A 12,610-nucleotide genomic window follows, 5' to 3' on the forward strand; every position below is an offset into this window, starting at 1 on the left:
ATGCGCTACGCCGCTTCGCTTGCCCGGTTGAGCTCGACCGCCGCAAACGCCTGTCGCAACACCTCGGCACCGGCACCCGGCCTGGTCGCGTCCGTCGAGAGGATCTGGCGGAAGCGCCGGGCGCCGGCAAGGCCGTGGAACAATCCGACCATATGCCGCGTGACATGCCCGAGCCTGCCGCCGGCAGCGATGTGGCGAGCGGCATAGTCGGACATCGTGTCGACAAGGCCAGCGAAATCAAGATTTTCGGATGCCTCGCCGCGCAGCATCGCATCGACACCGGAAAGGATGCTCGGCGTGTGGTAGGCGGCGCGGCCAAGCATGACGCCGTCGACATGGCCAAGATGTGCCCGGGCTTCATCGAGCGTCTGAATACCACCGTTTATGCCTATGAACCGGTGGGGCATTCTGGCCTTAAGCCGATAGACGCGGCCATAGTTCAGCGGCGGGATATCGCGGTTTTCCTTGGGGCTGAGGCCTTCGAGCCACGCCTTGCGCGCATGCACCCAGAGCGCATCCGCACCGGCCGCGAAGACATCGTCGGCGAGCGTGTCCAGGGCCGGTTCGGGGTCCTGGTCGTCAACGCCGATGCGGCACTTCACCGTCACCGGGATTTTCACCGCGCCCTTCATGGCCGCAACACCTTCGGCTACCAGCCCCGGCGTTTTCATCAGGCAGGCGCCAAAGGTACCTGACTGCACCCGGTCGGACGGGCAGCCGACATTGAGGTTGATCTCGTCATAGCCGAAGTCTTCGCCGATGCGCGCCGCTTCGGCCAACTTCGCCGGATCGGAACCGCCGAGTTGCAGCGCCACGGGATGCTCGCAGTCGTCGAAACCCAAAAGCCGTTCGCGCGCGCCGTGGATCACGGCGTCAGCGACCACCATTTCGGTGTACAGCAGGGAATCGCGGGTCATCTGCCGGTGAAAATAGCGGCAGCAGCGATCGGTCCAGTCCATCATGGGCGCCACGGCCAGTCTATGATCTTGATTTTTCAGCATTTTTTCTTTAACATCAAATCGTTAGAACCTACCGAGTGCACACGAATTTACGCCAGAATACGCCCCTCTTCGCCACGTTTCGATCTTTCATTGCACACGGAGCGCACACGAAAAATGGCCACCTACACAAAACTCTCGTCCGGTTCCTGGCGTGTCCAAGTGCGTCGCAAAGGTCGCTACGTCAGCGAAACCTTCTTGCGCCGAGACGACGCTAGGCGCTGGGCAACCGAAACCGAGCGCCAAGTCGATCGCGGTGAAACGCCGACCAAGTCCCGTATAGCGCGCCTAAAAACTTTCGGCGAACTCATCGACCTCCATATCGACGACATGTGCGATGTAGGCAAGTCCCCTCGCCGCTCCAAGGCCGCAGCCCTTGATATGCTCCAAAGACATCTGGGGAAGTGCAACATCGTGGCCCTTGATCGCGAACGGCTCATTCGCTTTGGTCGTGATCGAGCAGCTCAAGGTGCCGGACCGATGACTCTCGGTATCGACATCGGTTTTGTGAAACTCATTCTGGCTCATGCCGCTGCCGTTCACGGCCTGCCCGTCAAGGTCGAACCGGTCGATCTCGCGCGCATCGCCCTAAAGAGGCTTGGTCTCGTTGGGAAGGGCCATCAGCGCGACAGGCGGCCGACCCAGGATGAACTAGACAGACTGATCGCTCACTTCGATGCAAATCCTCGTCAGCTAGCACCGGTTAGCCAAATCATACGTTTTGCCGTCGCAACCGCGATGCGCCAGGAGGAAATCTGCACGGCACGTTGGTCCGATTTGGAAACTCGTACGCGGATGCTTCTCATCCGTGACCGGAAAGATCCCCGAAACAAGAACGGCAATAATCAGCGCATACCGCTGTTCGCGGCGACCGGTTACGACGCGTGGACCATTGTTGAGGAGCAGCGCGCCAAGCGAAGCAACGACGATGATCGAATTTTCCCATTCAATGGCAGATCAGTCGGCACAGCTTTTCGTCGCGGATGCGCCGACCTGAGTATCCACGACCTTCACTTCCACGACTTGCGACACGAAGGCACAAGCCGACTTTTCGAGGCCGGATTCACAATCGAGCAAGTTGCACTTGTTACCGGGCACAAGGACTGGAAGATGCTGAAGCGGTATACGCACCTAAAGCCAGAAGCCCTCCACGCTCTACTTGCAGCCCGCGCCGCATGAGTTTGGGATTCGTTCAGGCGCGGGAGTGCGGTAGTTTCGCCCATCCGAGGTCGATGACACAGCAGCAAGTCCAGGCAATTCGCGTGCGGGGCTTGGAGAAGTCGTACGAACTGCATGTGTTGCGCGGCGTGGACTTCGACGTGGCACGCGGCAGTATCTTTGCACTGCTCGGTTCGAACGGGGCGGGCAAGACAACGGCGGCGAATCCTGCCCACTCGGCTCAGGGCGGACGATGGCGCGCCCAGTATCAACGGCCTCGATGTCGCCCCGCAACCGGCGAACGTGCGAGAGGCCGGTCAATGACTGTTACGGACATGATCAGGGTGGGTGACGAGGCGCTCCACTGCAGAATTAGGTAGCAAAGACCACCAGCTTCGACCATTTAATGCATCTTTTATGCAAGAATGGTTGTCTCCGCAAAAAACTGTTTTTCGTTCGGGAACATACGATTTCGATTTATGCAACATGACTGCCATCAGCGATGTGCGGGCCCGCCGCCGTTGGCCTTTACCTCGTGGTATCGTTTAACAGTGTCGGGCTCCACGCCATATGCCACACAGTTCACTTCGCTGATCGACTCGATGATGTCTGAGAACGACTGAACGATAATATCGAAGTCTTCTCCTTCGATATCCGCGAACGCTTCCGTCGCGAAGTCGTCCGGCATCATTGCCGGCGCATCGACCACTCTACTGAGAAATTCACCGACTGCGTCATCAAGGCGTCGCCGCATCCTGATTTCGATAGATCGCGGTACTCTCTTGGTGCAATTGCGGCCAATGGTGTCCGGGGGCGGCGCATCGGATTGAAGGCAACAGGTCGCATAGGCCGGTCGTCAAGTCCCCCACGGAAATAGTGTTGGCTACCGGAGCCAGGGCCGCAACAGTCAGAGCACGTTTTAAGGCGGCAAATCCATCGTGGCCACGACGGGTAATCTCGACATGGCAGCGCGGATGAACTGTCGTATCAAACTTGTCGGTGGCAAGATCACTGAGGCAGTTCCAGGCTAACGGTGTATAATAACGGTCACCGTGGCTGACAGATTCAAGTCGGCCCACGCCCGCTTTGCCCGCCTATCGCCAACGCATCCGACCGGACATTATGTCAGGGTCCCCAATAAGCACACGAACATGAAGAACAGACCTTTTCTCAATCGACTTGGGTTTGCCATACAGGGATTGCGAGAGGGGTGGCAACGTGAATACAGCTTCCGGGCCCAGGTGATGATCGGCCTAATCATTGCCTTGAGTGTAGTACTCCTCGGTGCTTCCAGTATTTGGCTGGCCATTGTGGGGCTAGCAATTGCACTTGTCTTGGCTGCAGAACTGTTCAATTCCGCCCTTGAAACACTCGTCGATCGCTTGCACCCGGAAATACATCCCGAAATTCGCGTAGTGAAGGATATGGCTGCTGCCGCCGTGCTGCTGATCTGCCTTGGTGCGTCGGTGATAGGTCTGCTCTTTCTTGCATCGCAAATCTAAGTCGCCTGAGATGCACGGAAATTCCCAGGCCGCCGGCAATTCTCTTCGCCGCTGAGTAACCCGACGGGCGCCCCGACTTGAGCATGGTTACAAAAGTTCCAGCCCGCGTCGCGGTGAACCCTTCGGCCGCTCCTATGGAATTTGGCATTGTCCAAATCTGAAGGGTGACCTCGCTGTGGACGCAGAGACAACCATTTCGAGTCGTGGATGGCAGCGCCAATTTTCAGGTCAGAGGCGCAGATTGTTGACGCGCGTCAAAGCAGAGGACGCCCCAACGGCCCAAGATTACCCAAGAAGATGGACTTAACCTTGGGAGACACACCATGGCCACTACCGAGATTTCGACGTCCGCCGCCAGAACTATTCCGACCGTGTCAGGCAACAGGTTACGCCTCGGTGCGCTCACGGCGCTCGTCATCGGCTCGATGGTCGGCTCCGGCGTGTTCAGCCTGCCGCAAAACATGGCTGCCGGTGCCGGCCCCTTGGCCGTTATCATTGGTTGGGGCATTACTGCGGTGGGAATGCTGGCTCTGGTCTTCGTCTATCAGTCGCTCGCCACACGAAAGCCGGATCTGGATGCAGGCCCTTATGCTTACGCCAAGGCCGGCTTCGGCCCCTTCATCGGCTTCAACAGTGCCTGGGGCTACTGGATCAGCGCCTGGATCGGCAACGTGTCCTATGCCGTCATCGTATTCAGCGCGTTGTCCTACTTCTTCCCGTCTTTTGGCGACGGCAACACCTGGCAAGCCGTTCTCGGTGCCTCGGTACTGCTATGGGCTATCCATCTGCTCGTCATGGCCGGCGTACGGCAAGCGGCGATAGTAAATCTGATCGTCACCGTAGCAAAGATCGCACCGATCGTGCTGTTCATCGGAGTTGTTGCTGTCGCATTCAAGGTCGATGTCTGGTCGCTCGACTTCACCGGGCTCGGCAACGCCAACCTCGGCTCGATCATGGACCAGGTAAAAAGCACCATGCTCGTCACGCTTTGGGTGTTTATCGGCATCGAGGGCGCCAGCGTCTTTTCGGCCCGTGCCGAACGGCGCAAGGACATCGCCACTGCCACGGTGTTCGGTTTCCTTACCTGCTTGGCGCTTTACGCGTTGGTTTCGCTGCTGTCGCTCGGCATCATGAGTCAGCCGGAACTCGCCGCACTAAAGAATCCGTCCATGGCCGGTGTTCTGGAGGCCATCGTTGGCCCGTGGGGCGCGATCCTCATCAACCTGGCGCTTGTCGTCTCCGTCATCGGCGCGTTCCTGAGTTGGACGCTGCTGGCGGCCGAGATCCCGCACATGGCCGGCCGAGATGGCACCATGCCGAAGTACTTCGGCTATGAAAACGAACGCGGTGTGCCGTCGACCGCGCTTCTCATTACCAATCTCCTTGTGCAGGCTTTTCTGATCATCACGCTCTTCGCGCAAAGTACATACCAGGCGCTTTTCTACATCGCCTCTGCTGCCATTCTCGTGCCTTACATCTTCTCCGGCGCCTACGCCGCGAAGCTCGCGATAACCGGGGAAAGCTACGGTGCGGGGGAAAACCGTATCGTAGCACTGATCATCGGGCTGGTTGCAACGGTCTACGGGCTATGGCTCGTCTACGCAGCGGGGCTTTCGTACCTGTTCATGTGCGCTGTTCTCTACGCGCCGGGCATAGCTTTCTACATCTGGGCGCGGCGCGAGAACGGAGAGCGTGTCTTCCAACCGGTGGAGGCCGTGCTCGCGGCAGCACTCGTCGCCATCGGCCTATACGCCGCCTGGCAGATGTGGATCGGCGCGGTCAGCGCGCTCTAAAACCCCGCAACGAAAGGACCCTCGCCATGACCGCTCTTGGCGTTCATTCCGAAACCGGACGGCTGCGCGAGGTCATCGTGCACCGGCCGGACCTCAGCCTGCGCAGGCTGACACCCGACAACTGTAAGGCACTGCTGTTCGACGACATCTTGTGGGTCAAGCGCGCGCGGCAAGAGCACGACGTCTTCGTCGACGCGCTGCGCGAGCGCGGAGTCACTGTGCATCTGTTCGGTGAACTGCTTGCCGAAACCTTAGCGTTGCCGGAAGCCCGTAAATGGCTGCTCGACCGCCGGATTGACGCCTCGGTCGTGGGCTGCGACATGGTCGAAGAGCTGCGTGGTTGGCTTGAGGAAATGCCCGCTGAGGAGCTTTCCGCAATCCTCGTCGGCGGCATTGCGCGCGCCGAGTTACCCTTCAAACCGACGGGCCTTACGGGCAAGACGATGCTACCGCAGGACTTTGTGCTGCCGCCCCTGCCCAACCAGCTCTTCACCCGCGATTCATCCTGCTGGGTCTATCGCGCGGTATCGGTAAATGCCATGTACTGGCCAGCGCGAAAGCCCGAAGCCGCCAATGTCGAGGCCGTCTACCGCTTCCATCCCCGCTTCCAAAAAGCCGACCTTGCCTTCGTGTCGCCAGACAATCCTGGACCAGGTGTCAGCCTCGAAGGCGGCGACGTGATGCCGATCGGCGGCGGCGTCGTCCTGGTTGGCATGGGCGAGCGCACGACCCCGCAGGCGGTCGGCGGATTGGCCCGCAGCCTGTTCGCGGCCGGCGAGGCGACACGTGTCATCGCCGCGCTAATGCCGCGCGACCGCTCTTTCATGCATCTGGACACGGTCTTCACCTTCTGTGACCGCGACCTCGTCACGATGTATCCACCAGTCGTCGACCGTCTGCGAACCTTTTCGCTGCGACCCGGCGAAGGCAAAACCGTCGTTGACGTGATTGAGGAGGAAAAGCCCTTCACCGACGTCGTGAAGGAGGCGCTTGGCCTGAAGGCGCTTCGCATCGTCGGCACCGGGGGCGACGCCTATCAGGCGGAGCGCGAGCAGTGGGATGACGGCAATAATGTCATCGCCGTCGAGCCAGGTGTGGTCATAGGTTACGATCGCAACGTCTACACCAACACGCTGCTACGGCGTTCGGGGATCGAGGTCATCACCGTAGAAGGCGCCGAACTCAGCCGTGGCCGCGGCGGAGGGCACTGCATGACTTGCCCAATCGCCCGCGATCCGATCTGAAACGAAAGGACAACAGACCATGCCTGTCAATCTGTTGGGCCGCAACGTGCTCACGCTGGACGATCTCTCGCCTCCAGAAATCCGCTACCTGCTTAGGCTAGCTGCTGATCTCAAGGCGGCCAAGCAGGCAGGTACGGAAGTGCCGCGTCTGGTGCGCAAGAACATCGCGCTGATCTTCGAGAAGGATTCCACCCGCACCCGATCGGGGTTCGAGGTCGCTGCCTACGATCAGGGCGCGCACGTATCCTATATCGGTCCGTCAGGCAGCCATATCGGCCACAAAGAATCGATGAAGGACACCGCGCGCGTACTGGGCCGCATGTACGATGCGATCGAATATCGCGGCTTTGGCCAGCATCAAGTCGAGCAGCTCGCCACGTATGCCGGCGTGCCGGTCTACAACGGCCTGACCAACGAGGATCATCCGACCCAAATCCTCGCAGACTTCATGACCATGCGCGAGTTCACCCACAAGCACCTGTCAGATGTGACAGTCACCTTCGTCGGCGAGGGCCGCGACAATGTTGCCAAATCACTGGCGATCGGAGCCGCCAAAGTAGGTATGGATATACGCATAGCCTCTCCCAAACCACTCTGGCCGGACGAACAATTCTGCGCGCATGTCCGCGAATTGGCCGAGCGTAATGGTGGCCAGTTTCGGCTGGATGTAGACGTAGAAAAATGCGTCGAGGGCGCCGACTTCGTCTACACCGACGTTTGGCTTTCCATGGGTGAGGATGAGAGCGGCTGGGCGGAGCGCATCGCGCTGCTCACCCCCTACCGCGTCACCCGCGCGCTGATGCAGGCGACCGGGAATTCTTACACGAAATTCATGCATTGCCTGCCGGCCTTTCACGACGACAGCACCGAGGTCGGTGCGCGCGTTGCCCGAGACTACGGCATCGACTGCATGGAGGTTACCGACGAGGTCTTCGAATCGGAAGCCTCCATCGTCTTCGACCAGGCCGAGAACCGTATGCACACGATCAAGGCAATACTCGTCGCGACCCTCGGCAACTGATATGCGCATCGTCGTCGCCTTAGGTGGGAATGCGCTGCTGCGTCGCGGCGAGCCGATGACAGCCGAAAACCAGCGCGCCAACATCCGGAGGGCCGCCTCCGCGCTGACCGAACTCGTCGAGGCCGGACACACCCTGGTGATCACGCATGGCAACGGACCACAGGTTGGGTTGCTCGCGTTGCAGGCCACCGCATCCTCCGACGCCCCCTTCCCATTGGACGTTCTCGATGCGGAGAGCGCCGGCATGGTCGGCTACGTCCTGCAGCAAGAGCTCGGCAACGTGATGAAGGATCAGCTCTTTGCGACGCTGCTGACGCAGGTCAGGGTCGATCCGCATGATCCGGCCTTCGCGAACCCGACTAAGCCAATCGGCCCTACATATGACGAGGCGACCGCGCGCAGACTCTCCGCTGAGCGCGGCTGGCGAATCGCGCCGGACAACGACAGATGGCGTCGCGTCGTGCCGTCGCCAAAACCACTGGCGATCCTGGAGGCCAAGGTTCTCAGCTTCCTGGTCGAACACGGTGTTGTCGTCATCTGTGCCGGTGGCGGAGGCATACCCGTGATCGAGCAGGAGAACGGCGCCATCGCAGGCATCGAGGCGGTCATCGACAAGGACCTCGCCAGCTCGCTTCTGGCGCGCAACCTCGAAGCCGACATGTTGCTCATGCTGACCGACGTCGACGCCATATATCTCGACTGGGGCACTCCCATTGCCCGTCCGCTTGGCCATCTGCGCAGCTCGGACATTTCCGTGGCAGACTTTCCGGCCGGCTCGATGCGGCCGAAAGTGACAGCCGCAATTGAGTTTTCGGAAGCAACCGGAAAGCCGGCCGCGATCGGCAGACTTGAAGATGCGCCGGAGATCGTAAAGGGCATGCGCGGCACGTGGATAGAGCCGGACCGACAATGACAGTGCGGATGAACCATTTCTTGGTCGGCATCGAAACATTTTTGCCGAAATGCTTCACTGGCCATTCAATGCCATGACCGATGATCATACACCTTTGTTGTCCGGTCTAAGCGAGGCGGAAGCACAGGGGCGGCTGAAGTCAGAAGGCTTCAATGAACTGCCGCACCTCGACCGCCGGACAACGCTTGGCATCATGTTGGAGGTTCTGCGCGAGCCGATGCTCGCTCTCTTGCTTGGTGGCGGCGTCGTCTATCTTCTGCTCGGCGATCTAAGGGAAGCGCTGATCCTGCTTGCCTTTGCGGCCCTGTCGGTGCTGATCAGCTTCGTTCAGCAAGCGCGTACCGAGCGCGTGATGGAAGCGTTAAGAGATCTCACCAGTCCGCGCGCGCTCGTGGTCAGGAACGGCGTGCGTGTTCGCGTTGCAGGCCGCGAGGTCGCACGTGGCGATCTGGTCGTACTTGGCGAAGGTGACCGTGTTCCGGCCGACGCAGCCCTCCTGCAGTTGCAGGATTTGCAGGTCGATGAATCCTTGCTGACCGGGGAATCTGTGCCAGTACGCAAGGCGTTGTCCGTCGACAAGACAGACAGCCCGCCTCGACCTGGTGGGGACGACCTGCCTTTTGTTTATTCGGGGTCGCTCGTGGTGCGTGGCAGTGGCATCGCCGAAGTGATCGCCACCGGACCGCGCAGCGAAATCGGAAAGATTGGCCAGGCGCTCCATACGCTTGAAACCGAGCCTCCCCGCCTTAAAGCACAGACAGCGCGGATTGTACGTTTAGCCGCGATGGGCGGCATCGTTATCAGCCTTGCGACGGTCGCACTTTACGGCACGCTACGCGGCGGCTGGCTTGATGCCGTGCTTGCAGGGATCACTATCGGCATGGCGATGCTGCCGGAGGAATTTCCGGTCGTCCTGACCGTCTTCATGGCAATGGGCGCATGGCGGCTTTCCCACGCGCGCGTGCTGACACGCCGCGCCAGCTCCGTTGAGACGTTAGGATCAGCGACGGTGCTGTGCACCGACAAGACCGGCACGCTAACCGAGAACCGGATGAGCATCGCCGAACTTCGGCACCCGGACGGCGCATCCTTCCGCACAGGAAATACGGGCGAGATCACAATACCAGGTCGTTTCCGGGAACTCGCTGCGTACGCCCTGCTTGCCAGCGCACCAGAGCCGTTCGATCCGATGGAGAAGGCCCTCCATAAGCTTGCACACGATGGACTGAACGCAACGGACGGCCTGCCCGGGCCGAAATGGACACTCGCGCATAGTTATGGGCTGCGCCCCGATCTTCTCGCCATGACACAGGTCTGGCGGACCGATACCCCTGCACCCGCTTTCCTGGTCGCGGCCAAGGGCGCGCCTGAAGCCATCGCAGGTTTGTGCCGCCTCGACGAAGCCGAACTTGATGCTTTGCGGCAATCGGTGGACGAGATGGCTACCGAAGGATTGCGCGTGTTGGGCGTTGCGAAATCCAGCCATGAGAGCGGTCATTTGCCGGGCACGCAGAAGGAATTTCCATTCGTCTTTCTAGGGCTAGCCGGTCTTGCAGATCCGCTGCGCGCCGGCGTCCCTGACGCCGTGCGCGAATGCCGCTCGGCCGGGATCAGGGTCGTCATGATAACAGGCGATTATCCCGCGACGGCGCGCGCCATTGCGCTTCAGGCCGGAATCGCGGTCGACGACGTGCAGACCGGCAATGCTCTCGCATCTCTCGATGAAGCCGAGTTTGCGCGCCGGGTGCGCAGCGCGTCCGTGTTCGCACGGATCATGCCGGAACAGAAATTGCGAATTGTGCAGGCACTGAAAGCCGACGGCGAGATCGTTGCAATGACCGGTGACGGCGTGAACGACGCGCCGTCCCTCAAGGCCGCGCATATCGGCGTCGCCATGGGCGGGCGCGGCACCGACGTCGCGCGCGAAGCCTCATCAATTGTGCTTCTTAACGACGATTTTGGATCAATCGTCGTTGCCGTCCGGCTCGGACGCCGCATCTATGACAATTTGCGCAAAGCCATGGGATTCATCTTCGCCGTCCATGTTCCGATAGCCGGATTGGCGCTCCTGCCGCTTGTGTTCGGTCTCCCGATCCTGATGGGGCCTATCCACATTGCCTTCCTTGAAATGATCATCGATCCGGTGTGCGCCTTGGTCTTCGAAGCGGAGAAGGAGGAAGGTGACGTGATGCGCCGCAAGCCACGTCGGCCCAATGAGTCTTTGTTTTCGTGGCCGCTGATCGGCTGGAGCGTGATGCAGGGTGCGTTGGCATTTGGACTGGTGGCCGCCATTTATCTGGTGGCTCTCGATCGAGGCATGCCGGAAGACGAAGTGCGTGCGCTAACTTTCTTTTCACTTGTGGTTTCCATCATCAGCCTCATTCTTGTTAATCGCTCCTTCAGCGCGTCTCTCATTACGGCGTTTCGCGGGCACAATCCTTCACTGGGGTGGATCCTTCTGGGGGTCAGCGCAATACTTGCGGCCAGCCTCTTATGGCCATGGCTCAGCGCGCTGTTTGCGTTCGGCGCTCTGCATCTTGACGACCTTGCCGTGACACTGGCCGCTGGGATTATCGTGTTGCTCGTTCTGGAGGCCATCAAGCCGTTGTGGCGAAAAAGCCTGCGGTCCTGATCGGCACACACAAGCGGTAATGACATCCCAGTTGATGCGCTAAGCACTGGAAGATCTGGGCTGACAGGACGGATCAACCGCTCGTCGATGTTGGTCTTGCTACTGGCTGCGCCACGCTCGACGCCGGGAATTCCACAATGAAACACGCCCCACCCTCCGGCACCCTTTCATAGCGTACAGACCCTCGGTGGTGAGTAGCGATCTGGCGGACCAAGGATAGTCCAAGCCCCCAACCGCCCTTGCTCTCGCTTCGTCCCGTCGGACGGTAGAACGGTTCGAAGACCCGTGTGCCCTCGCCGTCTGGAATACCCTCGCCGTGGTCTTTGACGCACAGGCGCACGATTGCCCCATCGGTCGCGACCTCGGCGATCACCGGCGGAGCCCCATGGCACAACCCATTCTGCATCAAGTTGCGAACCAGGCGCCTCAGCAACCGCACATCGCCCGAGATTATGGCGGTCGAGCCGGTGACCGCAACGTCGTTGCGCGCACCTTCTTCGGCTGTAAGTGCAAGCATGTCGACGGCTTCCACATGGTCCAGTTTTTGGACATGGTCGAGCCGGCTGGCCAACAGGATTTCCTCGACCAGACTGTCGAGTTCCGAGAGGCTTTGCACGATCTCTCGCTTTGTTGCCTGATCGGCCGAACGCTCGTAGAGATCTATGGCCATGCGAAGCCTTGCCAACGGCGAACGCAGTTCATGGCTGGCATTTGCGAGCAGGGATCGATGCGCGTCGACTAGACGTTCGATGCGATCGGCCGCAACGTTGAAACTCCGCGCGACTGCTGCGACTTCATCGCTGCCACTCGCCGCAACCCGAGTTCCAAGCTCGCCAGCCCCCCAAATTTCCACGCCACGGCGCAGACGCTCCAACCGCCGCGTCAGATGGCGAACCACAGGATAAGCTGCAAGGCCGATGACACCGGCTATGACTGCCAGATAGCCAAGTGGGTTTCGTCCACCCGGCCCCAAGGGCATGCGGGCCTGTATCGAACGTCCATCCGCCAGTCGAATTACAAACGGCCGTTTACCATCATGTGACTGACGCGAGCCGGGCGCGTCGAGTTTGAACGGTTCTCCGGCACTAGCAATCAATTGGTCATGCGGGTTGTATAGCGCCAAGTCGGCTGCGAAGGCGTCCGCAAGCCGGTCAAGCGTGATCTTGAGCATAGCCGGATCGTCGGTCACTGGTAACATTGTGGCGATGAATTTGTCGCGCCGGCCGCCCCATCCCCGGTCCAGCTCGTCCTGCCCCAGCCGGACAAAAAACGCACTCGTGAATGCGACTACGGCCAAGCTCGCCAGCAGCGTGAGGTAGACCTTGAGGAAAAGGCTTTTGCGCACCACA

11 protein-coding genes are annotated in these 12,610 nt (G+C 60.1%); 8 read left to right on the forward strand and 3 right to left on the reverse strand.

What is annotated here, in order from left to right; genetic code table 11:
* Positions 1–5 precede the first annotated feature (5 nt).
* Complete coding sequence (gene dusA / locus ASC75_RS15830; protein WP_055977360.1) at positions 6–1,001, reverse strand: tRNA dihydrouridine(20/20a) synthase DusA; 996 nt, start codon at positions 999–1,001, stop codon at positions 6–8.
* 114 nt (positions 1,002–1,115) lie between these two features.
* Here dusA and ASC75_RS15835 point away from each other — a divergent pair, with 114 nt between their 5' ends.
* Together ASC75_RS15835 and ASC75_RS26960 are read left to right on the forward strand one after the other, a co-directional pair.
* The gene (locus ASC75_RS15835) at positions 1,116–2,177 is read left to right on the forward strand and encodes a site-specific integrase (protein WP_055977364.1); all 1,062 of its coding nucleotides are present in this window, start codon (positions 1,116–1,118) and stop codon (positions 2,175–2,177) included.
* A gap of 53 nt (positions 2,178–2,230) precedes the next feature.
* Positions 2,231–2,536, forward strand: coding sequence for an ATP-binding cassette domain-containing protein (locus ASC75_RS26960; protein WP_348271293.1), 306 nt, complete (start codon positions 2,231–2,233; stop codon positions 2,534–2,536).
* Positions 2,537–2,652: 116 nt separating this feature from the next.
* Here ASC75_RS26960 and ASC75_RS15840 read toward each other — a convergent pair whose 3' ends face one another.
* The gene (locus ASC75_RS15840) at positions 2,653–2,910 is read right to left on the reverse strand and encodes a hypothetical protein (RefSeq protein WP_108607891.1); all 258 of its coding nucleotides are present in this window, start codon (positions 2,908–2,910) and stop codon (positions 2,653–2,655) included.
* Between the two features lie 397 nt (positions 2,911–3,307).
* Between ASC75_RS15840 and ASC75_RS15845 the strand changes: the two genes are divergently transcribed.
* The 6 genes from ASC75_RS15845 (at position 3,308) to ASC75_RS15870 (ending at position 11,261) form a co-directional block, all read left to right on the forward strand.
* Positions 3,308–3,658 carry a diacylglycerol kinase gene (locus tag ASC75_RS15845; protein ID WP_055977370.1) on the forward strand — a complete coding sequence of 117 codons (351 nt, stop codon included), beginning with the start codon at positions 3,308–3,310 and terminating at the stop codon, positions 3,656–3,658.
* Positions 3,659–3,981: 323 nt separating this feature from the next.
* Entirely contained in the window at positions 3,982–5,451 is a 1,470-nt protein-coding gene (gene arcD / locus ASC75_RS15850) for an arginine-ornithine antiporter (RefSeq protein ID WP_055977373.1), read from the forward strand.
* Positions 5,452–5,477: 26 nt separating this feature from the next.
* A complete protein-coding gene (locus ASC75_RS15855) occupies positions 5,478–6,695 on the forward strand; it encodes an arginine deiminase (protein ID WP_055977374.1) in 1,218 nt (405 codons plus the stop codon).
* A gap of 19 nt (positions 6,696–6,714) precedes the next feature.
* Entirely contained in the window at positions 6,715–7,716 is a 1,002-nt protein-coding gene (gene argF, locus ASC75_RS15860; protein WP_055977377.1) for an ornithine carbamoyltransferase, read from the forward strand.
* 1 nt (position 7,717) lies between these two features.
* Positions 7,718–8,629 carry a carbamate kinase gene (arcC, locus tag ASC75_RS15865; RefSeq protein WP_055977379.1) on the forward strand — a complete coding sequence of 304 codons (912 nt, stop codon included), beginning with the start codon at positions 7,718–7,720 and terminating at the stop codon, positions 8,627–8,629.
* A gap of 73 nt (positions 8,630–8,702) precedes the next feature.
* Positions 8,703–11,261 carry a cation-translocating P-type ATPase gene (locus ASC75_RS15870; RefSeq protein WP_055977381.1) on the forward strand — a complete coding sequence of 853 codons (2,559 nt, stop codon included), beginning with the start codon at positions 8,703–8,705 and terminating at the stop codon, positions 11,259–11,261.
* 73 nt (positions 11,262–11,334) lie between these two features.
* Here the strand turns inward: ASC75_RS15870 and ASC75_RS15875 are convergent, their stop codons facing one another.
* Positions 11,335–12,606: a HAMP domain-containing sensor histidine kinase gene (locus tag ASC75_RS15875; RefSeq protein ID WP_055977731.1), complete on the reverse strand. Its 1,272-nt coding sequence runs from the start codon at positions 12,604–12,606 to the stop codon at positions 11,335–11,337.
* Between the last annotated feature and the right edge of the window lie 4 nt (positions 12,607–12,610).

This window comes from Aminobacter sp. DSM 101952, assembly GCF_001424795.1.
Taxonomy (GTDB): Bacteria; Pseudomonadota; Alphaproteobacteria; order Rhizobiales; family Rhizobiaceae; genus Aminobacter; species Aminobacter aganoensis.